Origin of the sequence: Parapedobacter sp. 2B3 (genome assembly GCF_041925275.1) — a bacterium.
Classification (GTDB): Bacteria; Bacteroidota; Bacteroidia; order Sphingobacteriales; family Sphingobacteriaceae; genus Parapedobacter; species Parapedobacter pyrenivorans_A.
On the sequence record NZ_JBHEUZ010000015.1, the window covers coordinates 107,061 to 129,616 of the forward strand.

Below are 22,556 nucleotides of genomic sequence, written 5' to 3' on the forward strand. Positions count from 1 at the left end.
CCATCAAAAATTTCATATCCGCCGTATCCTTGTATGGAGAAAGGAGAGAAAACGATGAAAACAAAGACATACCCCCCTACCCCGGCCACCACGCCAGCGATGATCCAAGCCTATTGGCTCAAGCTCTTCCACTGGCAGACCAGCCACGACGAGGCGATATACTGGGAAGGTTTCGGCGACCGGGTCTATGCCGACACGTATGCCTCGCCCTTCGTCATCCGGCTATACCACAGCAACCCGTGCGACCCGCGGGTGGCCTACCTCAGCGCCGTGCACGGCATTGTGGAGTGGCGCTTCGGCATTAAAACCCTGGGCTATGCCAACTGTTCGGTGGTTACCGAGCTCGAGCAGATCATCTGGCTGGACAGCCTCTTCTGGCAATATATCATTACCGAGGAACAAGGAAAGACGATTGGACGTCCATCGGCCATCCGTAGGGCCGTGCAAAAACGTGTGCGCACCGGCGTGAAACTGATTGCAAACTGTACCCGTAAGTACAATGAACCACTGGGATGATGAACACACTGAAGAGATATTGGGTATGGATACTGTCGGCGAGCCTTTTTTCTGCCTTCGTGGCATGGGCCATCGGTGCCTATGTAGGCTACCAAGCAGGGCTCCGTGCTTGCGATGACCTACTCTTTGACGAGGCACTGGCAGACATTTACTACACGGACAATCCGGTAGACTGCCCACCATGCAATGTAAAACAAACATACGAGTGGTTTTATAAAGAACCACCAGCCGATATTCACCAGCCGGAGGAGGAAATGACTTTTCTACCGGAAAAAGAAGAAAGCAATGAACTGGAGTAATGTTAAAGCCACGCAAGTAAGGCCCCGAATTTTTATCACCGCGTTTGCATACGTTTACCTATTCGCCTACACCGCTCACGCGAAATTCGTAGGCCATGCTGAATTTGCTACCACCTTGGGTAAATCTCCGCTTATTGGCCCGGAACACGCCCATTTCATCGCATGGGCCATCCCTGCGGCAGAAGCCTTGTTGGCTTTACTGCTCATTTTTCCGCCCATGATGAAGAAAGCCCTATGGGCATCCATGTCATTGATGGTAGTATTTACCACTTACCTCATCTATATGGTGGCCTCGGGCTTACCCCGCACGTGCAATTGCGGTGGGGTAATAGAATCGCTAACCTGGACACAGCATATCCTATTCAATCTGATACTGATAGCCGTTGTTCCAATTACTTTACACTGGAAGAAAATAAAGCCGCTTCTTATAAAGGGGCTCAGAGGCTTCAAACGGGTATTCAAAAAGCTTTTTACCAATAATTTATATCATATGTTACGTTTAACTGTCTTGGGCTTGGCACTAGGTGCCATCGCCGTAGGAAACAGCGCCTATACACAAAAAGCTGAGGCAAACAACAGGATGCTTGTCACTCAGATGTGGGTCAACACGACCCAAAATGGTGATTACGAAGAGCTGGATCCGCTTTCGTATTCTGAAGAAGAATGCGAAAACAATTCCGAATTCATCTGTGCTCTTCAACGGACGTCAAAGGATTCGCACATCACGGTTCCTTCATCACTTACACCAAGTCAAGTCACTTATTACAAGGGGCTCGGCTTAATCGAAGACTTCAGTGAGAATCTGGGCATTTACCCAATAGCCCCATAAGCCTCCGTTACGAGCCAATTGTTGGTCCGTAGCCGTTGTTTAATTTATAACTCCCGGAATTCGGCAAGCCGTTTCTCCGGGAGTTTGGTTATATCAAGGAGTCGATTAACGCTATCAAGCGATTATTCCCGATCTCGCTACCAATTTCTGGCGGATTATAAGACCGGATCATTCCTTCTTGGTCAAAGATAATAACGGTAGGATAGGCACCGATGCGGTAATGGTTGATCACTGGGGCATCTTTGCCTTTACCTCCGGTATAAAGATTTATGCTCCCATCGTGCGTATATATTCCGCTTTGCAGGCTCTTTTTCCAAGTTGATTGATTTTTATCAATACTTACCGTTACAAACGAAACATTGTCAGTATTTAAGAATTTCTCAAAAACAGGACCCATCTTTTTTTTGAGACCAATGCAACCTCCACAGCCCGTATACCAGAAGTCCAGTATGACTACTTTGCCTTTAAAACCACTAAAAGAAACCCATTTTCCGGTCGAATCCTGCAGGGTGAAACCAAACCCCACTGAGCCTATTTTGCTTGTATTAGATAAGTTTACGAGCCACTGCCGATAGGCGGGATTATGGAGTAAGCCTAGGGCATAGTCATATAATTCATCTGAAATATTACCGTTAGCCATTTGAGTCACAAACGCAGTGGTCAAGAGCTGTTCAGCTAAGGCACCCTTATATGTGGCAGCTATTTTGCGGACCACGGCTTCGAAGAGTGCACCGCTATCAAATGCCGATTGATTCGCTTTGATAGGCAGAGAGAAAGTAGAAAGCTCTTTGAGGTATAACGTGGGTAAATAAAATTTGGATAGTGGTATCACCTTGTCGGATACGCTTTCGCTTGCTGAAAACCATACACTGTCCATAAAAAGCTGGAGAATATCCCGCTGCGCACCGGGTACGGTAGCGAATACGGAAGACTTGATAAAAAAATGCATTTGCCTCAATACCGCATGTAGGGCCCTCATCCTGTAATCTACCTCCAGGATTTCCATTGCGTCCTTAGAAATGTGGTTGCAGTAATTATGAAGTGCTGCAATCTGCGCATCCCGGATTTGGTATTCGTGTTCGAATCGCACGACAAGGTGTGCTTTCATAGCCCCTATGTCCTTATTTTCTACCCTGCTTTTTTTCATCACCTCTTCGACCTGACGCAAGGCGACATTGTTTTTTTTCGAGATTTCTGTCCGCATCAAGTTAGCTTCGTGTTGGCAGCGGAAGAGCTTTGCTCCACTTCCTGAGATATCGCATTGATCCGCAGAAATTTTCAGCTGAACATCATGCCCTGTTTCCAGAAGAAAAAAATTGGCAACATAGGGTAATAGGGGGTTGTTGATTGTTGTCCCTTCTTCTCCAAGTAATTGAAATTTAGCGTAACAAAACCGACCAGGCACTTCGAATGTTGTTGAGAAAGCTCCGTTGGCGATGGGCACTGAAATTTGTTCAGCATCAAAAGGCCAATTAATCGTTTGAAAGACGTCGGTTGCCAACGTTATGATAAGCTCTCGCGCGTCCAGTCGCTGGTCGACGGTTCCACTAATTTTGATCCCCGGTTGCTGTAATGGCCCGGGCTCTCCAGTAGACGGGGAGGCCCAGAATAAAAAGAGGCAGAGCATCAGCCCGGATGTAATCTGTTTGTTAGTCGTCTTCATATTATCTTTCATTTTGCTGTATATGACTCATCGATATTTCATCGGCCGGGATGTTGAAGACATAACGGGGACTATTCGGCAACAATGTATATTCATTTGATCCGAGTACACGTGTTAACACGATATTTGCACCTTCCTTATTAAGCCGGCGTAGGTCGTCCCAGCGCAAGCTGCGCCATATCAATGATTTTCGTCTTTCTAAAAGCACTGTATTCAATGCTTCCTGAGCACCTAAACCGCGGAGAGGAATGTACGTGCCCGTAACAAACCGCGTTTCAAGCAACTGATTGAGCAAGTTCATCGCTATATTTGTATCTCCTTTTCTAGCGGCACACTCGGCTTTAATGAGCATAATCTCGTCCGTGGCCAGCCCGGTAAACGGAACTACACCAGTCCCGTTATAACCTCTCTTTATATAGTGCCCTTTCCCTCCATTTAATGGTGAAAAGTAAATTTTCAGTCGAAGATCGTTTTGGTCATAGCTCGCAATAAGATTACTGTCTACTGAGAAAGTGTTGTCATTCCTTGCATAGCTGGCAGCATTAAATCCTATCGCCGTGGTAAAACGTACGATGGTTTCTGCGTTCGTTCTCAAAAAAGGGCTTGTGGAGGTCTGGCTTATCGTGTTGTAATCGATTAGTTCGTTGTACAGTGCCAATACGCTGTCCGCATATTTTTCAGCCTTATCGTACTGCCTCATGCTCGTATACAACCTTGCAAAGAGCGCGTATGCAGCCAATTTAGAAGGTCTGTTTCGGCTGTCGGGTGGTGTCGTCCCGGTTAGTGTTTGCGCGGCTCGCCCCAGATCGGCAATCACTTGATTGTAACCTGCACGTACCGACGACCGAGGTACGATTTCATCGATTTCCGGTTGAAGGCGAAGCGGAATACCCAAATCTGTATCGGCGGTTTGGGCATCGTAAACGGGAGCGAACGATTTCAGCAACTCAAAAAAAGCATTGGCACGAAAAAAATAGGCTGCGCCGGCTATCTCGTTGTAATGGGTATGATTTTCATCTGAGACTTCAAGTTCCGATAATCCCGACAATACGCTATTAGCATAAAATATGGCTTCATAAGGTGCATTCCATGCTTTTACCTCAACTTCTCCACCGAACACATCTTTGTTCCAGATATAGGCATGCCGTTCGGTCTCTGTTCTTGCGGCCAACCACGTGTCTTCACTTAGGTAATAATACTCATCGGAAGACAATTGCGGCAATATAGGAGAGAACCGGTTCATGACCGACATGTTGTCCAACAACTGTTGGAAATCATCCAATGTGGTGGGCTGGACGATGCCGCTCGATGGTTTAACATCTAGGAACCCTTCCTGACATCCCGCGAGGGAAACCGCCGCGAGTAAAGTATAGCAAATGGTTTTCATCTTTATGTACAATTAAAGTTTAAAATTGATTCCGATTGCGACGGACCGTGGAGTAGGATATCCAAAAGTCGCTTCGGGGTCGATTCCCGCATCGCTAGCACGCCATATAATACCCAGATTTGAAGCGTAAGCGTAAAATTCCATCTGTTTTACCCACCAACCAACATTTCTGATGGCCAATGAGTAAGCTAACCGCACATCATTTAGCCTAACCGAAGCAGCTGGCGTGGCGAGTATAGACGCGTATTGGTAGAAGATATCGCGGTTTAAATCGATAGGATATTTGAACGCAGGCACATTGGTACTCGTTTCGTCTCCCGGTTGTTGCCAACGTTTTTCGAAGTCCGGTTGCATCCAGCCCCCGCCAATAAGGTAATTGCTCAAGAACGAGGGCCGTCTATAATGATGGCCAAATTTATAGAGGATATTAAATGAAAGACTGACCTGCCGATATTGCACCGTATTCATCACGCTTCCGAAAGCAGTAGGTGTTTGGCTACCATGAACGACCAAGCTGTTCATGTCTGAAGATCGCTGTATTGCAGCATAGTCCTTACCCACTTCACCGTCAAGCACCCCTAGGGCATCGCCTGTGTCGTCTAGCCCCACAAATCGGTAACTCACCAAGCTATATATCGGATACCCTTCCATTGGCACCACCTGTAAAGCCGAGCTGTGCGCGATATCTGCATTTGCACCAGGGCTCACCTTGTAATTGGTCACTTTATCTTTATTTAAGTTCAAGATGACTGTTGTTTCCCAATTAACATTCGGTGAGGTTAGGTTCCTTGAAGTGATCTTTATATCCATTCCTCGGGTTTTCGTATCCGCTACATTACCATAAAAGGAAACCACCCCGGTTTGCGGTGCAATGGGACTGCGGCCCATCAGATCAATACCATATTTGAAATAATATTCTAATGTTCCCAATAGCCGGTTGCCGAACAAAGCCATGTCTACGCCGAAATTTATGGTTTTGACTTTTTCCCAACGTAAAGAAGGGTTAGGGGGATTTGAGATGTCAAGGTAAAGATCCTGGAACTCATTGGTGCGCCCTGTGTTCGCGGTTAGGTAAGCCGAAGTTGTTTTATCAACATTTCCACTGAATCCATAGGTTGCCCGCAAGCGTAAACTTGACAGCGCGTTTGCTCCCCAGAAACGCTCCTTGTGTATGTTCCAAGCTAATCCTACGGAACCGAGCGGCACCCCCTTTTGGTTGGCTTTCACGCCGAAGATATTGGATTGGTCTTTCCGAAAACTAGCACTGACAAAGTAGCGATCAACATACGCATACATGAGATTCGTATAATAAGAGATTGACCTATCCAGTCGTTTTGAACGCGATACGTTCTGGCTATTGATGGTTGAGCGACCCAGCCCAAAAAAATAGGGGAACTCTTCAAACGAGTTGATTCTGGCGTACGTTTCTGTTTCGGGATCGTACCCATAGAGCATACCCGTCGCATTCGTGCCGTAGTCGCTCATTCCCACTTCGTAACCCGCAAGGACAGTGATCACATGGTTTCCGAAACTTCGGTCGAAATTCGTTTGGAGGCGTGCATTGTGCACCTGGTAATCCCCACTACTACCGCTGAAGATAGCACCTATAGGAATCGGTCTACGCAATTGTGCAGTTGCGGGGTCTATATTCGTGTACCTATTTATTAGATTACGTGTATAAAATGAACGCTCATCATGTAACACCGTACCTGCGCTCAGCTGTTTCTGGTACTGGTAGTAGCCCGCAACGGAAAGCCCGTTAAATATATGGTACTGTGTATTTACGTTAATCATCATATTATCGACACGACCTCTACTTTGTGAGTACCCTTCGCGCAACTCATCAAGCGGCCGGTATTTCCAATCCAGCAACAACCCACTGCCAGCCGTATCGGTATAATGTTCCCTGAGCCCCCCTACCTGTAAGGCAGGGAGTGCATTATCGTTTTCATCGGCGAGACGTTCATAAGGAAGATACGGGCGGTAGCCATTGGGGTTTTGGGTTTCGTTTGTCGAATTTGCAAACTGGATGTCGGTTGCTATCCGCAGTTTATCGTCCAGCAATGTAAAGGTCTGGTTAGTCTTCAGTGTGTACCGGGCCGATGAAATTCCCACCTCCGTAGAGCGGTTATTGTTGTACCCGCCAGAGACATAGAAGCTATGATTTTTACCGCCGCCCTTGGCGCTGAGTGTATATTGCTGCACCATTGCTGGCCGATAAAAGTATTGCTGCCACTCTTTCATCACATCGGCCTGCCGCAGTATGTTAATTCGTTCGGCATAGATAGCTTCACTGATTACTCCATTCCTCCTTTCATCAAGTAGCTGTACAACGGGCGATACAACCGGATAATCTACCGAAAGGGTCGGATTGTAATAACCTTTCTCAAATAAGAACTCTTCCATTTCAATGAAGTCTGCAGCAGAAACAGTGGGCATCCGGCTTATTTGGGGTCTTTCGGTAACCGTAATGTTGTTGCTCATATCGAAAGCGACAGGGCTATTAAATGCACCCTTTTTTGTAGTAATGACGATAACGCCATTTCCAGCTCTCGTACCCCATATGGAAGCAGCTGCGGCATCTTTTAATATCGTGATATTTTGTACGTCTTCCGGATTGAGGCTCGACAAGTTACCGTCGAAAGGGAAGTTATCTACAATGACAAGAGGCTGTGTGTTAGAGAATATGGTACTTCTACCCCTAACACTTATGCCTAACGGATTATCCGCCTTTGCATCAAACAACAAACCATTCCCGAGCCCCTTTAGCCTTTCTAAGATATTAGGGCTATTTGAACGACTATAAGTCTTTTGATCTATCAAATCAAAACTCCCCGTTGCCCGCTCTTTGGGTATGCGCTGGTAGCCTGTGCTGACCTGTACTTCTTCAATGGCGAGCGTGTCGCGAACGGCAATGGTGGTATCCGCAACTGCCGCAGCCACAGGCTCCGCCTGTTGGGCGGAAACCTGCTTCGCGGCATACAAACACATGCTCATTATTACAGCCAGTAGGCTGATATATCTATATAGTAGTTTCGGTTGATGTTTGGAAAGGGCATACCCCTCCCCTACGCTCAAATTTCGTTTCATTTATCATTGGTTATTAACGGTTTAAGAATTACTCACTCACAAACCGACCTCAGCGCCAACGAGAAATTTCAGCTAAAATTTGCAAAAGCGGGAATGTCCATCTACCTTTATCACTGACTACTTATTGACCAAAGGCAGACAACCGCTCCATACCTAAAGCAAACATAACCGTTTTCTTATGGCGCAGGGTCGGTGTTACCGGGCATCACCAATGGCCTTTTTTATGCCATTGGTCGACGAGAGTTTTCACTCTGGCCTTTTTTAACCCGGTATTTCTTCTGGTTATTTAGCTAGTCTGGTGGGCAGATGATGTTCTTATTAATGGACTTAATAGAGGTGTTTCGTCGCCGTGAGGTAACGGACAACTGAACAACTGCGGCAACAATGTTGCCGTGAATTGTGGTTAGAGGGTTTTTGGTTCTCGTTTCCATAATCTGTAGGTTATGTTAACGATGAGCATACGGCAATGCTTGGAGGAAAAACTATAGAAGTTCAAAAGGGTGAACTCTAACGCTTTCGACCAATGGCACCGCCAGGAGCCTCTTCCCTTCATACACGATGAGGAGAATTTTCCATCGAAAGACTTAAATAGAGCTCACCCTTCTGAAAAAAGCATATCAAAGATAACATTAATTCAGAATAGGGCGAACTCCGAGTCTACTCGCTGGATTAAAACTGGCGGTTTTATGAGCCGAGTGACATCGTGAAGTAGAGACTTTTAGCTCTACTCTTTTTGTCGCTATTTCAATTAACTGCAACAAAGATAAATATAATTATTCAACAGGACGACAAATCGTCCTATTATTTTTTCTAAAATTTTAACTCCGTTGTCAATGACTAGGGACGAAGAACTATCTATGTACCAAAAGAATTTGGTACAATTCCTTAAAAACAAATTTTGCTCCCCATATAAAGTTGGGGGAAAACAAGTTACTAGGAACGTATATGCTGAAAAATGCGACGTTGCACGTGCGACACTCACTCGAATAACGAATGGAGATGGGTATGATGTGCCGATTTCTACAATCTATAAACTCTGCACGTTTGAAGATATCACCGTGAAAGACTTTTTTACAGAATTTTCTAAATGGTTGAAATCTCGTGAGGATGTGTGAGGAGAAGAGGAAAGAGTAATCGTCCTCCTTAATATATTTGGTGGTCAAGGCGCTAGGAGGCAAATGCCTATATCGATTGGTTAAAAGATACTAGCAAGAAATAAAGCAGATTGCAGAGATGATGCAAAATTTTATAGCCGACATAAAGGAGATACTGGACCAAGCGAGAAAAAAAGCCTACGCCGCTACCTCCTATGCCATGGTAGAAGCCTATTGGCTAATCGGCAAGCGCATTGTTGAACAGGAACAGTCTGGAGAAAAGAGGGCTCAATACGGTAGGGAAATATTACAACGGCTGTCGGAAGAACTAGGCAAAGGTTTTAGTGAGCGAACATTGAGAGACATTAGAAAATGTTATCTCACTTTTCCCGATTGGAAAGATTTGGCACACGCGTGTGCCAAATTAGAATGGTCTCATATTCGGGCAGTTACAAAAGTAAATGATACTAACGCGCGAAAATACTACCTCAAAGAGGCTGTCGTTCAAAATTGGAATGTAAAAACGCTCGAACGCAACATTAACACCTTGTATTATCAACGGTTGCTTTCCTCCCAAGACAAAAAGCCAGTTGAGGACGAAATGCTGGATAATACCGAGGGATACCAACCTAATACCCGTGATTTCATCCGTAATCCCGCAGTTTTGGAATTTCTGGATATCCCAACAAGCCGTTCCTATACGGAGCGAGAGCTGGAACAATCGCTGATCGATGACTTGCAGCAGTTCTTATTGGAACTTGGAAAGGGCTTTGCTTTCGTAGCTCGCCAAAAACACATCCGCACGGAGACAAGTGATTTTTTCATTGATCTGGTGTTTTACAATTATGTACTTAAATGCTTTGTAATCGTCGAACTGAAAACGGAAAAGATTACCCACCAGGATATTGGGCAATTGGACATGTACGTCCGTATGTTTGATGATTTGGAAAGAAAGGAAGGAGATAATCCCACCATTGGTTTGCTTCTCTGTACGGAAACAGACCGAACAATTGCGAAGTACTCCGTATTGAATGAAAGCAAGCAACTATTTGCCAGTAAATACCTCCCCTACCTGCCCACTGAAGAAGAACTGGCAGCGGAAATCGAGCGGGAGAAAAATGTGCTACGGGAGCAGGGTTTGGTGTATGGTGCGGAGGATTAAATTAAAAAGGTTTAAGGTCAGAATTTGTGCTCTTAAAAAATGTGCATGAAATGGATAAACGTATAACTAACCTCTAAATGAGCTGAAAGAAGTGAGGTCGCAAATTGCGACATCAAACCAGTTAACCAACTTTAGCAATGGCCGAAACCAAACATACCGAAATAACTGTAGCCGATGATTTGGTCATGAGCCGAATCTACGTCATTCGTGGCCAAAAGGTGATCTTAGATAGAGACTTGGCTTCTTTATATGGGGTAGAGACGAGGGTACTCAAGCAAGCCGTAAGACGTAATATCGATAGATTTCCCGAGGATTTCATGTTTGAAGTTTCCGAAGATGAACTAAATTCTATGGTATCACAATTTGTGATACCAGACAAGAAGATGTTTGGCGGGGCTAAACCTTTTGCATTTACCGAACAAGGCGTAGCAATGTTGTCCAGTGTGCTTAATAGTAAGCAGGCTATATATATCAACATACAAATCATGCGGGTATTCACCCGCATCCGGCAAATGTTGACAGATAATACGGAACTGCGGCTGGAGATTGCCGAGATAAAACACGCTGTTGATAAAATCGGCAAAAAGCAGAACGGGCAGGACAAGAATATCGAGCTGATATTTGAATACATAGACCGATTGCAGGAGAAAGCTGAGCTGCCAACATATAAAGGTGTAACGGTGGTAAGTGGGTTCGAAGTAAAGAAACAGAGGGAAGACTAACAGGAAATTAGGCTGCCAGCAAAATCAACAAGATTATGAAACGATACGTATTCTTCTTCGTGTTATCAATGATCTCTGCTACTTCGTGCAAGAAGAGCGGGCTAGACATTGTGGAGAAATTCGTGCAGGAAGTGAAGGCCGACAGCTATTATTATGAAGAGCTGCCCGATTTCAACATCCGTCATATCGACGCGCTGCTCGCACACGCTGGCGATGAGCAACTGGTGGGGCGCTTCCCCTGGCCGCCGTACAGCTCTTATTACCCGGGAGAGAAAGAAGTAGGCTTGGTGATGTTGTATGCCATAGAGGCGATACGACGACCGGATAGCGAACCGTTACGTGGTGTACACATTTATGACACAAATGACCCCGAACGGCAGGTGGCTTTGGATGACGTCCTGCCACTATATCAAAAGTGGTGGTCGGACAACAAAGGTAAGGGCGCAAGTGCGCTCGAGAAACTAGACCCGTTGGAAGGCACGGGTCTAGTTTGGCTTGGGACGGCGGTTCCGGAAGGATTGTAAAACAGAATATATGGCAACAATATTAAGATTGACAAAACCGAAAAAAGACGAACCGGTGCGGATTAATTTTGACAATGTGGCGTATTACAGACCAAGGCGAGTATACCGAAATCGTGTTCGTGTCGCCAAATCACTACGAACAGACCATGGTAGTAAAAGAAACCTTGGAGCAGGTGGATAGGTTGTTGGGGATTTAATGCATGCCTCTGAGCGGTGGACATACGGTGAACTTGTTTTCTTAAGAGGTTATAAACGATGGTTGCGGTAATCACTAATCGTAAAAACAGGGAGTGTAAAGAGAATGACGCAGCCCAAAACCAATAATTGTTACGATGAATAAAGCTGGAATTAAAAACACTTGGGTAACACTCATTTTTATCGCTTTTACACTACTGATATTTAATTCATGTGCAACTTCAATGTCGCCCATGAAATTATACGATACGTTACCTAATCTTACCAAATCAAAGTTCATTCCGCAGTCACAAGTAGAGAGTTCGATTGCTAAGGGATGCAAATACCTGATTAAAGGAAGAAAATACACTGCACCTATTGGTCTGACCACTAGAGGTGATCTCAAAAATGGCGCAAGGGGAATTGACGAGTGGGTTAAACTTGACGGAGGAAACGCGTATGTACTCACAAATTATAGTTGGAGCACGGTCGATGATTTAGGCTCAACACAATTACAGGTGGAATTTGATACGATGGTATGTCGCTAAGGAAGAGAGCCTATTAGCCGCTGCTAGCTAGAAAACTGTAGAGTAATATAATAAGATACGCGAAAAAAGCACTTAACCAATTATGAATTGATGAGAAACCCAAAATGGTATCGTGATGAGCTGATACTAGCGCTTGATTTATATTTCAAGTTAGGGTCGGGGCAAACTCATGCGAGGGGTTAGCTCTCTTGGAGATCACAACTTATGACCTCCAGCTCTGACAAACAAGGGTTGCGCTACATCTTCTAGTTACCAAAAAAACAAAATACCAATTTGCAATAGTCAATTTTTCAGACAAAAATTGGCGTTCGAATTTCCGTCGCAGATATGTAGATTAACTACGCGGTATGCATAACATGCAACCGTTCTTTAAAAGAATTGGCAATAACAGCTTTGATAAAAGGGGTGGCGTTTTTGAAAGTAGTGTGGGCTTTGACCGTGGGCAGATCAAAATCAAGCATCAGCTTGGCGAAACATTCGTCGGCGAACGAATTGGAAACGACATCTACACCATCGAAATCAAGCACGATCAACTTATCTTCCTCGATGCCCTTTGCTATTTTTTCACGCACAACGGCACCATCTATCCGGGTGGATAGCTGCTTACCTAGCATTGAAAATAGAATGTGCATGTTATACTCTCCTAATTATATTGCCACAAATTTACACAAAAAATTACCATAATTCATTATCTTCCCCAAAATACTTATCGATAATAAGCTGATAATCATCCGGCAAAGTATGATTAGGTGGCATGATAGTTTTGTAATCAACGACAATATCCGTTCGGATACGAAGAGCAACTACTGTACCTGGCCAAGTCGCACCGTCATGGATAACTATACCTGACCGATCTAACTCTAAACAATGGTTACCTGAATACAGCAACATTTCGCCCCGATTTTGTGTAATGAATTGAGATGTTGCGTATAGGCCAAAACCAAGGCCCTTACCACTAGTTATGCCTCGTTGAATACTCATTTCCAAGGCTTGTCGCTCCGTGATATTTAAAAATTCTTTTAGTCCAGACGATTGCAAAGATTCTAACACACCGACACCATTATCGCAGATGATCAACCTGATCTCGCGACGTGACGGAAATACCTGTGCCGCTACCCATCCGAAATCTTGTCCGGAATGGACAAGAACGTTATCCATTATCTCATTTAAGCAATAGAACATTAATTGCTTGACCTCCAGTGCTACATTCCCCAGTTGATGAATAATCATTGTCAAATCATCCTGTAACCTATAAATTAAGTTATTATCAAAACGAAACAATTCAATAAATTTTCCCGATGCCTTGCGCCTGACGAAGCTCTCTTCATAAGGTACGTCCAAGAGCCTAAAAAAATTAACCCGGCTGGCATAATCGTTTTGGCCGACCACTTGAATACCCACAGTTACGCCTCTATGACGAAGATGATGAACCATGGAGACAATTACCAAGAGATGATCTGCGTGCACAAACAAATTTTGCGCAGAAAAATCTAATATTAAATTGACTGTATCGTGTGTTTGGAGCTCGTGTACTCCGTCAAATAAAGATACCAGCGCCCAATGATTGTCTATTTTTTCGAGTTCTATTTTTATTGTATTTACTGACATATCAGCTACTATTTGATTAAGCTACAGAGTAGACCCCACAATAAAAGTCATTGAACGAGCGAATAAATCACCGGATACTATAAAATTATGCGGTCGTATTTTCCATTAATTCAGCTAACGTAATACTAAACGGAACCGCTGCCTCCCTGCCCTTTTGATACCCTTTTAGTCTGCGAACATCCCATTGATAAATGACAGGAATATCTAATATGGGCTTAATGTTAAAAACAAGATATTGAAATTGACTGGGACGGCTAGGATACTCATGCTCGACCAACCGTTTGTTACTAAATATGCAAGGTCCTTCCCCTTCAATCTCGAAAAAGAGGTTGCTTACTTTGTTATTAGGCCCATGTAACAAAAGCAACTTAGCTCCCATAATAGCGGGATTAAAGACGTTTTCGCTACCCCGGCCTTCTAATCGCAAATTATACAACAGTTTCTCTTGAATCCATGCCAGTTGAACGTCCGTTTTGTAATATGCAACTAACACGTAAACGTCTTGCGGCGGAATCATTCGGTCACTGTTACTGAAGGTCGGATACCATCCGCGGTAGGGCGTAGGACACGTCTCTCGAAAGGTATCGTAAACTCTATGAGCTAAACGCGCTTGTTGAGATGCTCTGTTACCAAGATGATCAATAACCTCAACGATAAACTGCTTAAACGAGCGTAACCCGCTTTGATCTGATGAGGGGCGGATATGAAATGCACCTAATCCGGGCAAAAGCTCGTGATACCCGACTTGACGATAATTTTGATTGCCCGGATATAAGATGTAAGCCCCTGCTGTTCGGCGGATGGCATCACGATAGGCATGCATTTTCAAAAGGTCGACTCTTTTGTAGTCGAGTTGCTTTGGTGGTAACTCAACTTCTGGAGCGCGATCGAAAAGTTCTGAGATCGCTTCTACCTTATACTTGGCGTCGAAATGGAGATGGACCATAAGCTCGGCCTCCTCGGCTTCTTTTGCCGATAATTCGGCTGGCCAAACACTTAATGTATAATCGGGCCGCATAGGCAATGTCCAACTTCCGCCTTGCGGGTAAGCAGAAGAGCCCGAAAAAGAGCGGTTATATGAATATTCAACACGCAGTTTACGTCCTCTTACTTCGTGCACGCCTGATAAGCCAATATGCCTACCTGCCTTTAATTGCAGATGCATGCCATCGGTTGTGGGTACAATCAGCCGTTGTATATCGACATCGTCAAGCTGAAATATATCTTGAAAAATCACAAGTAACTTGAAAAATAGCCAATATTCGTATAACGTAGCTACATCGCGTTTACCAGCTTCGTAAACATCATCTCCACCCTGCCAAATGAGCTTGGCGGCTAAATCAAACATATGCCACACACGGGTGATTTCACGATAGCCTTCCTTACGTTGTAGAACAGGACTATTTAGCTTGATTTGTTCAAGTTTGCCGATTTGACGAAAGAATGAGTGACTTAGCCATTGTTCCAATCGAGTAATCAGTGCATTGGCCTCTAAGGCGGTCTGGCTTGCTACGGGTGCATAGCGTGCAACGTCTTGAGCAAACTGTGTAAAAGCCATGAGCACGTGTTTAATGAAACGATTCTCTGGCGTATCAAAAATCTCTTGCCGGCATTTTTGAGTGATATGCAATGGCACGGACTCGATGTGACCACGCAACTGATGATGCGCTGGCAGCTGGCCTCTGTTTGACGAACCTGCAATTTGCCGGACAATACCCGAAGTAATGCGTTTGACTCGGCGTATGTCGGTGTGCTGATAATCGTCTTTCCACGTGCTAGTTGGCGCCTGTAATATACGATGAATTGCATCTTGAAATTCGGGGGCTTCTACCATGGATCGTACAAAGGCAAAGCGCTGATACAGGGTCTTAGCATCTGTGGAAAAGTTAGAAATAAGCTGCTGAGACACTGGCGAATTATGATGTAAAAGAAGCTCTGTGCAGTATTCGGTGATATCTGCCAACATGGCTCGATACTCCGTAAGATAGTCTGTTTTTGATGAGCGCACTTCTACCGTGATAGTGCCAATTCTGCTGGGGTTATCGCGGTGCTCTACAGTTAATTGAAGTCTTCCGACATAGGTATTGGGGACTATGCGCCCACTGTGTGGGTACACTATAGATGGCTGAATAATTCGGTTTAAGCGAGAGTTGATAAGTATTTCATAGCTAGAATCATCGATTTCGTACTCGTAAGAATAGCCTTCTTTCAATTGATAGGGAGAAATTCCGTCCTCTTCGGGATAGATATAGCGAATACTATCCGGATCTGATGATAACGAATAAATCCGAATGGTAACCGAAGTATCCTTGCTTATAGGAACGATAATATTTGACGGCTGAGCTGCCATATATAGTATTATGCTTCTGCGAAGCTAGTGAAACCGTCTCTTTCAGCGTGCTGATACATTCTCCTTAACTTTTCAAACGAGACCGGGAAACGGATATAATCCGCCTCGATGTCTTTCGTTTCGATAGTGACATCCTTAGTTTCGGCCCTTTCGTGCAAACACAATTTCGCCAAAACAGCGAGTGGACCAGAGAGCTTCCGTTTTGAGCCATGTAGTTTAGGCAGGAGCTTTTGAACAATAGCGATATCTATCGCGATGTCGATGGCTTTCTCGCCATAATCTTCTTCCATCCCGAGAACACGGTCTACCAACCGATATACTTCCATAATCGTTCGATAGCCAAACTCTGCGCCTATGGGTTTTAGTTCATTAAAGAATCGAGTCAAAAATGTATTAACCTTCTCCTTGTAAAGATCGGTCTCAATTGCCCTAGCCGTTTGAGTTAAAAAGCTCTGTGCCATATCGCTTCCTAGAAAATCAATAGCAATCGGCCTTTCAATAACTTTCTGGTCCAAAAAATTGGCAAGCTCAGCCTCACTAACCTGAAACTCGATGACGTTTGCCCGATCTAGCACTTTGGGACTAAACATATATGTCGTTTCATCTACGTTTACCGTCCCGATTAAATATAAATTTGGAGAAAGTGTGACTGAGGGCGGTATGCCACTAATAGCGGTATTACCACTATGCAGCGTGATCTTATCCCCCGATTCCATAACACTCAAAAAGTCCGCGAAATACCGCTCTACATGGCTGAGATTCATTTCATCTAATATGAGAAAGTATGGTTTTTCTGGATGTTTCTCTGCTTCGATGATTAATTGCAAAGCGCAATTATCGGGTTTAACATATTCTTCGCTGTTGAGCGCGTTTGGAAATCCTAATAGTGGTTCCCGATTACCCCAGTCGGCACCCACTGGTACAATACAGTATTGATTAGGCTCGTTGACGATCCACTTCGCAAAGGAAGTAGCTAACTTGGTTTTTCCAGATCCGGCCAACCCGGTAAGGATTAGAAAACGTTTGGCTTGTAAAGAGGCAATAAAGCGCTTAATTGTCGCATTTGAAAAGATGAGATTTGCCTCCTTCGTAGCCTGAGAGAAGCTGGTCCACGTAAACGGTTTTTGTGACATATCAATTGTCTTTTCTTCTTGTTTATCACCTAGGTCTATCGACTTATAAAAGTCGATAAGCTGGTTCAAATCGTTATTAGCCTCGCTTTCTGATACGTTAACCCGTTTTCCGTCAGATGTAACGTTATAAGCTTTGTACACATGGGAAGTGCCATACCTCTTTGGCTGTTCTTTGAAATTTTTAACGAAATATTCTTCAATAGATTCGCTATCCACGGGCCAATCATATCTAGGAGAATCCGTTTCACTAACGCCATATGCTAACAACAATAAATCCTTGTCTTTATAATACAGGTAGACGGGATACAAACTACCAGAAGAAACGCTTTGTCCCTCTCTTAAAAATGCAATCCAGGGGATATTGGCTCTTGCACCCTGACCAAAACTAACTTTGACTGCAATATTTCTAAAGCTTTTTGGATAATTATCTACTTTCAAGTTTACAACTGGGTCGTTCGCTTGCTTCAAAAACTTATCAAGAAAGAAGAAAAACTGTTTCGGTTCGATAACAAATCCGTGGGTACGAAGCAGTTTAAAACATTCCGTGCCTTCGCCCCCTCGAAAGGCGGGACGATTCAGTTCTATTCCGTTGGCAAACTTGTTTGCCAAAGAAACCACAAGTTTAGGTGGGTATTCCTTCCCATTATATATGAGGTCATAATATAGCGATTGGGCATCGCTTGGGGCACCTTTGTCATCTATCTCTTTGATCGCTTCCAACAAGTGTTTCTTCTTGATATTCTTCGGAATCTCCATAAGTATGGCATTAGCGTTAGTCAATTCTCAAATTTAAGCATAAAATTTTGGCCCATTCAGCACATCTTATAAGAAATTGGCAACGGAACCCTAAAAGTAGGCACGGGTCACAGTTGGATATCGTCTTTTGCTGAAACGTATAACGGCAGCTTGCCGACAGACAGACGCGCCATTGCTAACGAGGTGATAAAAAGATTCTTCGAAGGTAGTGCGATTTCTGCAATATATCGTTGGCCTCAAATCTACTTCGCTTTGCGTGGTATGGAAGTAGATTACAGAAGCTCGCTCGTAAAGTTAGTAAAAAGTTTATATTTTTGACCATACCTCACTAACGCTATGCTCATCGTTACCGGTGTCTTCATCATCTAACACGCCAAGATACTGACCTGCCAGCGCAGCAGCACCAAGCACCTACCGCTGAAATGGGAATTATCGCTCGAAGAACATGCCGGCACCAAATGGGTAACCGCAGGTGAGCTTGACCAATACGACTGGGCACCTGCCGATGTGCCGATTGTTGAACAACTCAAATTGTAGTGCAGACGAGTCTGCAGTTAGGATTTCGTCTTCAACGAGCCACTGAAATTCTCATTGTCTGCTTGTAATAATTTCGCAACAGGTTGTTGCGAAAATGAGGAAGGCCTCGGCTTCTCTACCATCTGTTTAATTATTCGTGTATCGAGAAGCAACCGGAGCAATCGCTGATCGATGTATGGAAATCAACTGGTTTTTTCATCATGATGATAGATAAACCTTAAAATATTATGGCTGAATTGATCGACGGACGGAGGCTGCAACCCAGGGTTGACCTCACGGCAATGGTAGATCTGGCTTTCTTGCTGATCACCTTCTTTATGCTTACCACCAACCTCAACAAGCAGCAAGCGCTCGATGTGGCAATGCCCGACATCACAGACTCGACTGACTTCTTCCCGCTGGCAGATAACCGTACAGTAACCCTGCTGCTCGGAGAGGGTGGCCGTGTAGACTGGTATTGGGGCTTGCTGGACAAACCGCTGGAAGGGCCACACTCGACCGTTATGGGCAAAGGCGGCATTCGGCAGGTGCTGCTGCAGAAGAAAGATGACGTGCCGAAACTGACCGAGGGGGGCAAAGGGCTCATCGTGGTGATACGGCCCAGCGCACGGGCAGCATACGCCAGCTTGGTAGATATATTGGATGAAATGCAGATCTGTGGCATCAACCAGTATATGATCGGCGAAATAAGTCCGGAAGAGGAGGCGATGCTTTGAAGTGCGCTGCTCGGCACTGGAAAACCGGGTGTTCGTCACAATGATTTGGGCGCTCGTCACAAAAAAATCTAGTGTTATAAAAAATATCATATAGTAGGCTGTAATTCGGCAAAGTGGAGGAAAGTGGGAAGGAAGTGCGGTTTTTGAACGGGGTTTTGATGGTAAGGTGGGAGGTTGGTGAAAGATTTTACTTTTACAAGAGGTTAAAAGATACAGTTGTGGGAAAAATAGAATAAAATTGCGGGAAATGTTTTGCTAAAAATATTTGCATTTCAGTTGTTAAGATGTATCTTTGTCATATAACCAAATGGCAACCTACACATGGGAAAAATAGCATTTACCAATCAGGAAAATCAGTTTATAGCCGAAATCAAAGAGCGTGTACGGAAGGCTCAATACGAAGCCTTGAAAGTGGTGAACACGGAATTGATCAGCTTGTACTGGGATATCGGAAAGGATATTTCTGAAAAGCAAAAAGAAGGCTGGGGCAAAGGTGTAGTGCCGAGATTATCCAAAGAATTGCAGGAAGAGTTCCCTGGCATAGGTGGTTTCTCTGTAGGAAACCTTTGGCTAATGGCCCAATTCTATAATGAGTATCAGTCCGATATAAATCTCGCACCAATGGTACGAGAAATTAGCTGGAGTAAGCATATCGTTATTCTAAAAAGATGCAAGGAACCACAGGAACGCCTATTCTATACGCAAGCCACGAAAAAATTTGGTTGGACGAAAGACGTGTTGACTAACCAGATTGAAAACAAAACCTTTGAACGGTACTTGCTCAATCAAACCAACTGGGAAAATACGTTGCCAGGTGTTACAAAAAAGAACGCTACGTTAGCTATAAAAGACCATTACACTTTCCAGTTTCTAAACCTTTCGGACGAACATGGCGAAGCGGAACTTGAACAGGCATTGGTGAAGAATATCCGTGGCTTTCTCCTTGAAATGGGCGGAGACTTTACATTCGTGGGAAATCAATACCGCCTAATGGTTAATGATAAGGAATTCTTTATAGACTTACTACTGTTCCATCGAAAGCTACAAAGCCTTGTGGCAATTGAATTAAAAATAGGTGAGTTCCTCCCCGAATACAAGGGCAAAATGGAATTCTACTTATCAATCTTGAATGACAAAGTCCGATTGCCACATGAAAATGAGGCTATCGGCATCATCATCTGTAAATCGAAAGACAGAACGATTGTAGAATATTCACTCAAAACATCAACCTTGCCCATTGGTGTAGCGACATATAGCACTTCAAAATCACTACCGAAGGAGTATAAAAAGCTGTTGCCAAGTGCCAAAGAAATTGAAGAGAAATTAATGGGGTTTTTCGAGAGTTAAAGAAATTCACTAACGTCGCCTTCGCGACCGGTTTTCTCGGGGTCATTTGTTTCGCGGATAGAGCTGCCCAAATACGGTCTTACCTTGCTAACAACGAATTGCTCAAATGTTTGCCCCGGAGCGTAGTCATCAATAAAGTTGACAATGGGTTCGGATTGAAGTGTGCGCATAATCGGCTGTATTTTGAGGGCAAAGGTAACCATATAGGTGGGGAGTTTGAGCAAAATGGCCAAGACCGGGCGAAGTATGGCGAGCGCCTACTCCCCGAACTTTCTGCTTCCGTTAAAATAAGGGGACTATCTGAAACGAACCTTAAACTATGTAGACTTTTTTACCTAGCATATCCACACTTAGTTTCGGCGATTAAAGCCACACTTGAAAATAGTGACATAGCGGTTAATCGAATTCGTCAGTCGACGACTGACGAATTCGAGCAGCGACAGGAAACCGGGCCGGAAGAAAACACGCAGCAATTGGAAGTTGCCTCAAAAATCCTGTCAAAACTATCATTCACCCACCTTGTTCAACTACTACCTATCCGAGATATCGCAAAACGGACATTCTACGAATTAGCATGTATAAAACAGACTTGGAGTGTAGAAGAATTAAAAAGACAAATCAACACGCTTTATTACGAAAGGAGCGGAATAAGTAAAAAACCGGAGCAACTGGCTAAAGTCGTTAAGCAAAAAGCCAAACGCTTGAACCCAGCGGATCTTATCAAGTCTCCATTTACTTTCGAGTTTCTTGGGTTAAGCGCAAAAGACGTTGTCTACGAAAACGGCCTTGAAAAAGCATTGTTGGATCACTTGGAGAATTTCCTGCTCGAATTGGGTCACGGCTTCTGCTTCGAGGCCAAACATGAACATATAGGGCAGTTGAAAACGTATGTGAATTATTATAAAAAAGAGGTGATGCAGGAGGATGACAATCCGCCGGTGGGTATATTGCTGGTCACTAACCAAAACAAGGCATTAGTGGAATATGCGATAGCCGACAGTGACCAACAGTTATTTGTGAGCAAATATTTGCTTGAGCTCCCTTCTAAGAAAGAGCTGATTGCGGCAATTGAGCGGGAGAAAAATGTGCTAAGAGAGCAGGGCGTGGTGTATGGAGCGGAGGAATAAATAAAATGTGAAACTGAATAGCGCTGGTATTCTTACGATCTCCGTATTTGGGGTGTGTAGTCGGTTGGTCGGCGTAGGTAGAACGTATGTGATTGGTTTGTTTGCTCGGTCGTAAGAGTAGGAAAGTTGGACAGGAGGCAGTGATTCGCCAAAGTGGAGGAAAGTGGGAATGCCACCAAGAAATTCGGTTGGACCAAAGATGTATTGATTAACCAGATTGAAAACAAAACGTTTGAGCGATACCTGCTCAACCAGACCAATTGGAAAAGTACGTTGCCAGATGTTATACGGTCGGTTTATCTATGCGATAGGTTATTTCCCGATTTAAATCGCCAAAAAGAAAAGGCGCTGAAACAGGAGACAATTGCTTAGCTTTGAAAAAACGATAAGTAAAATGGGCGTATTGACGGAACTTCATCATCGCTATTTGCAACGCTGCGTTGCATTGGCAACGCAAGCACTGGACGAGGGGAACGACCCGTTTGGCTCCTTGCTTCTATCGGCCGCGGGCGAAGTGTTGTTCGAAGACTATAACCACACCGCAAATGGCAACAGGATGCTGCACCCGGAACTGGCCATAGCGCAATGGGCCGCAGCCAACCTGAGCGAAGAGGAAAGAGCCACAGCCGTGGTGTACACCTCGGGCGAGCATTGTGCCATGTGCGCCGCCGCACATGCCTGGATAGGGTTGGGAAAGATTGTGTATGCAAGCTCATCGGAACAGCTTGGCCAATGGATGGCCGAATTTCAAGCCGAGCCACCGCCAGTAAACCCGCTGCGTATAAAAGACGTGGCTCCTGCCATAGAAACCGAGGGGCCCTTTGATGAATTTGCCGATACACTCCGGAAACTGCACCAAAGAAACAGCGTACGGCGCAGATAATTGTATCTTAGTAGTCATTAGTGTCCCATTAAAATCCAAAATAGTTCTTTGAAATATTTGAAATATAGTTAGTTACAGAGGTTTTTCAAGC

General features: G+C 44.4%; 21 protein-coding genes. 13 read left to right on the top strand and 8 right to left on the bottom strand.

The window, feature by feature from the left end; all coding sequences use genetic code 11:
- Positions 1–54: 54 nt before the first annotated feature.
- The 3 genes from ACEVG1_RS16430 to ACEVG1_RS16440 are packed head-to-tail and all read left to right on the top strand — an operon-like array spanning position 55 to position 1,644.
- The gene (locus tag ACEVG1_RS16430) at positions 55–516 is read left to right on the top strand and encodes a hypothetical protein (RefSeq protein ID WP_374744808.1); all 462 of its coding nucleotides are present in this window, start codon (positions 55–57) and stop codon (positions 514–516) included.
- Positions 513–815 (top strand): hypothetical protein, encoded by a 303-nt coding sequence (locus ACEVG1_RS16435; RefSeq protein WP_374744809.1) that lies wholly within the window; start codon positions 513–515, stop codon positions 813–815. The genes ACEVG1_RS16430 and ACEVG1_RS16435 overlap by 4 nt, the downstream gene beginning before the upstream one ends.
- Positions 802–1,644: a MauE/DoxX family redox-associated membrane protein gene (locus tag ACEVG1_RS16440; protein WP_374744810.1), complete on the top strand. Its 843-nt coding sequence runs from the start codon at positions 802–804 to the stop codon at positions 1,642–1,644. The genes ACEVG1_RS16435 and ACEVG1_RS16440 overlap by 14 nt, the downstream gene beginning before the upstream one ends.
- A gap of 88 nt (positions 1,645–1,732) precedes the next feature.
- Here the strand turns inward: ACEVG1_RS16440 and ACEVG1_RS16445 are convergent, their stop codons facing one another.
- Genes ACEVG1_RS16445 through ACEVG1_RS16455 form a run of 3 tightly spaced genes read right to left on the bottom strand, consistent with a single transcriptional unit; the run spans position 1,733 to position 7,784 of the window.
- On the bottom strand, positions 1,733–3,307 hold the full coding sequence (locus ACEVG1_RS16445; protein WP_374744811.1) for a TlpA family protein disulfide reductase: 1,575 nt from the start codon (positions 3,305–3,307) through the stop codon (positions 1,733–1,735).
- A gap of 1 nt (position 3,308) precedes the next feature.
- Positions 3,309–4,694 carry a RagB/SusD family nutrient uptake outer membrane protein gene (locus tag ACEVG1_RS16450; protein ID WP_374744812.1) on the bottom strand — a complete coding sequence of 462 codons (1,386 nt, stop codon included), beginning with the start codon at positions 4,692–4,694 and terminating at the stop codon, positions 3,309–3,311.
- Between the two features lie 12 nt (positions 4,695–4,706).
- On the bottom strand, positions 4,707–7,784 hold the full coding sequence (locus ACEVG1_RS16455; protein WP_374744813.1) for a SusC/RagA family TonB-linked outer membrane protein: 3,078 nt from the start codon (positions 7,782–7,784) through the stop codon (positions 4,707–4,709).
- Between the two features lie 857 nt (positions 7,785–8,641).
- On the opposite strand from ACEVG1_RS16455, the gene ACEVG1_RS16460 reads away from it, so the two are divergent.
- The 6 genes from ACEVG1_RS16460 to ACEVG1_RS16485 all read left to right on the top strand — a co-directional run bounded on the left by ACEVG1_RS16460 (position 8,642) and on the right by ACEVG1_RS16485 (position 12,008).
- Entirely contained in the window at positions 8,642–8,899 is a 258-nt protein-coding gene (locus ACEVG1_RS16460) for a helix-turn-helix domain-containing protein (RefSeq protein ID WP_374744830.1), read from the top strand.
- Between the two features lie 118 nt (positions 8,900–9,017).
- Entirely contained in the window at positions 9,018–10,040 is a 1,023-nt protein-coding gene (locus ACEVG1_RS16465; protein ID WP_374744814.1) for a YhcG family protein, read from the top strand.
- Positions 10,041–10,177: 137 nt separating this feature from the next.
- Positions 10,178–10,762, top strand: a complete 585-nt coding sequence (locus ACEVG1_RS16470) for an ORF6N domain-containing protein (RefSeq protein WP_374744815.1) — start codon at positions 10,178–10,180, stop codon at positions 10,760–10,762.
- A 35-nt stretch (positions 10,763–10,797) separates the two neighbouring features.
- Positions 10,798–11,286, top strand: coding sequence for a DUF4943 family protein (locus tag ACEVG1_RS16475; protein WP_374744817.1), 489 nt, complete (start codon positions 10,798–10,800; stop codon positions 11,284–11,286).
- Between the two features lie 74 nt (positions 11,287–11,360).
- Entirely contained in the window at positions 11,361–11,483 is a 123-nt protein-coding gene (locus ACEVG1_RS16480; RefSeq protein WP_374744818.1) for a hypothetical protein, read from the top strand.
- A gap of 135 nt (positions 11,484–11,618) precedes the next feature.
- Positions 11,619–12,008 carry a hypothetical protein gene (locus ACEVG1_RS16485; RefSeq protein ID WP_374744819.1) on the top strand — a complete coding sequence of 130 codons (390 nt, stop codon included), beginning with the start codon at positions 11,619–11,621 and terminating at the stop codon, positions 12,006–12,008.
- A 338-nt stretch (positions 12,009–12,346) separates the two neighbouring features.
- Here the strand turns inward: ACEVG1_RS16485 and ACEVG1_RS16490 are convergent, their stop codons facing one another.
- The 4 genes from ACEVG1_RS16490 to ACEVG1_RS16505 form a co-directional block, all read right to left on the bottom strand.
- Positions 12,347–12,622: an STAS-like domain-containing protein gene (locus tag ACEVG1_RS16490; RefSeq protein WP_374744820.1), complete on the bottom strand. Its 276-nt coding sequence runs from the start codon at positions 12,620–12,622 to the stop codon at positions 12,347–12,349.
- A 61-nt stretch (positions 12,623–12,683) separates the two neighbouring features.
- Positions 12,684–13,616, bottom strand: coding sequence for an ATP-binding protein (locus tag ACEVG1_RS16495; RefSeq protein WP_374744821.1), 933 nt, complete (start codon positions 13,614–13,616; stop codon positions 12,684–12,686).
- Positions 13,617–13,701: 85 nt separating this feature from the next.
- Positions 13,702–15,966, bottom strand: a complete 2,265-nt coding sequence (locus tag ACEVG1_RS16500; RefSeq protein ID WP_374744822.1) for a DUF2357 domain-containing protein — start codon at positions 15,964–15,966, stop codon at positions 13,702–13,704.
- Between the two features lie 8 nt (positions 15,967–15,974).
- Complete coding sequence (locus ACEVG1_RS16505; protein ID WP_374744823.1) at positions 15,975–17,855, bottom strand: McrB family protein; 1,881 nt, start codon at positions 17,853–17,855, stop codon at positions 15,975–15,977.
- 764 nt (positions 17,856–18,619) lie between these two features.
- Between ACEVG1_RS16505 and ACEVG1_RS16510 the strand changes: the two genes are divergently transcribed.
- Positions 18,620–19,108 (top strand): ExbD/TolR family protein, encoded by a 489-nt coding sequence (locus ACEVG1_RS16510; protein ID WP_374744824.1) that lies wholly within the window; start codon positions 18,620–18,622, stop codon positions 19,106–19,108.
- 321 nt (positions 19,109–19,429) lie between these two features.
- Complete coding sequence (locus tag ACEVG1_RS16515) at positions 19,430–20,455, top strand: YhcG family protein (RefSeq protein WP_374744825.1); 1,026 nt, start codon at positions 19,430–19,432, stop codon at positions 20,453–20,455.
- Here ACEVG1_RS16515 and ACEVG1_RS16520 read toward each other — a convergent pair.
- Positions 20,452–20,625 (bottom strand): hypothetical protein, encoded by a 174-nt coding sequence (locus tag ACEVG1_RS16520; RefSeq protein WP_374744826.1) that lies wholly within the window; start codon positions 20,623–20,625, stop codon positions 20,452–20,454. The two genes, ACEVG1_RS16515 and ACEVG1_RS16520, sit on opposite strands and share 4 nt — an antisense overlap.
- Between ACEVG1_RS16520 and ACEVG1_RS16525 the strand changes: the two genes are divergently transcribed.
- Positions 20,611–21,582 carry a PDDEXK nuclease domain-containing protein gene (locus tag ACEVG1_RS16525; protein ID WP_374744827.1) on the top strand — a complete coding sequence of 324 codons (972 nt, stop codon included), beginning with the start codon at positions 20,611–20,613 and terminating at the stop codon, positions 21,580–21,582. The genes ACEVG1_RS16520 and ACEVG1_RS16525 overlap by 15 nt on opposite strands.
- Before the next feature lie 394 nt (positions 21,583–21,976).
- Positions 21,977–22,465, top strand: a complete 489-nt coding sequence (locus ACEVG1_RS16530) for a deaminase (protein ID WP_374744828.1) — start codon at positions 21,977–21,979, stop codon at positions 22,463–22,465.
- Positions 22,466–22,556: the final 91 nt, after the last annotated feature.

Coding starts and splice junctions, on each gene's coding strand:
- ACEVG1_RS16435 (WP_374744809.1), top strand. CDS start 513: ATGATGAACACACTGAAGAGATATTGGGTATGGATACTGTCGGCGAGC.
- ACEVG1_RS16485 (WP_374744819.1), top strand. CDS start 11,619: ATGAATAAAGCTGGAATTAAAAACACTTGGGTAACACTCATTTTTATC.
- ACEVG1_RS16450 (WP_374744812.1), bottom strand. CDS start 4,694: ATGAAAACCATTTGCTATACTTTACTCGCGGCGGTTTCCCTCGCGGGA.
- ACEVG1_RS16520 (WP_374744826.1), bottom strand. CDS start 20,625: ATGCGCACACTTCAATCCGAACCCATTGTCAACTTTATTGATGACTAC.
- ACEVG1_RS16430 (WP_374744808.1), top strand. CDS start 55: ATGAAAACAAAGACATACCCCCCTACCCCGGCCACCACGCCAGCGATG.
- ACEVG1_RS16445 (WP_374744811.1), bottom strand. CDS start 3,307: ATGAAGACGACTAACAAACAGATTACATCCGGGCTGATGCTCTGCCTC.
- ACEVG1_RS16455 (WP_374744813.1), bottom strand. CDS start 7,784: ATGAAACGAAATTTGAGCGTAGGGGAGGGGTATGCCCTTTCCAAACAT.
- ACEVG1_RS16495 (WP_374744821.1), bottom strand. CDS start 13,616: ATGTCAGTAAATACAATAAAAATAGAACTCGAAAAAATAGACAATCAT.
- ACEVG1_RS16480 (WP_374744818.1), top strand. CDS start 11,361: ATGTGGCGTATTACAGACCAAGGCGAGTATACCGAAATCGTGTTCGTG.
- ACEVG1_RS16500 (WP_374744822.1), bottom strand. CDS start 15,966: ATGGCAGCTCAGCCGTCAAATATTATCGTTCCTATAAGCAAGGATACT.
- ACEVG1_RS16530 (WP_374744828.1), top strand. CDS start 21,977: ATGGGCGTATTGACGGAACTTCATCATCGCTATTTGCAACGCTGCGTT.
- ACEVG1_RS16475 (WP_374744817.1), top strand. CDS start 10,798: ATGAAACGATACGTATTCTTCTTCGTGTTATCAATGATCTCTGCTACT.
- ACEVG1_RS16440 (WP_374744810.1), top strand. CDS start 802: ATGAACTGGAGTAATGTTAAAGCCACGCAAGTAAGGCCCCGAATTTTT.
- ACEVG1_RS16505 (WP_374744823.1), bottom strand. CDS start 17,855: ATGGAGATTCCGAAGAATATCAAGAAGAAACACTTGTTGGAAGCGATC.
- ACEVG1_RS16470 (WP_374744815.1), top strand. CDS start 10,178: ATGGCCGAAACCAAACATACCGAAATAACTGTAGCCGATGATTTGGTC.
- ACEVG1_RS16515 (WP_374744825.1), top strand. CDS start 19,430: ATGGGAAAAATAGCATTTACCAATCAGGAAAATCAGTTTATAGCCGAA.
- ACEVG1_RS16465 (WP_374744814.1), top strand. CDS start 9,018: ATGATGCAAAATTTTATAGCCGACATAAAGGAGATACTGGACCAAGCG.
- ACEVG1_RS16490 (WP_374744820.1), bottom strand. CDS start 12,622: ATGCTAGGTAAGCAGCTATCCACCCGGATAGATGGTGCCGTTGTGCGT.
- ACEVG1_RS16510 (WP_374744824.1), top strand. CDS start 18,620: ATGGCTGAATTGATCGACGGACGGAGGCTGCAACCCAGGGTTGACCTC.
- ACEVG1_RS16460 (WP_374744830.1), top strand. CDS start 8,642: ATGTACCAAAAGAATTTGGTACAATTCCTTAAAAACAAATTTTGCTCC.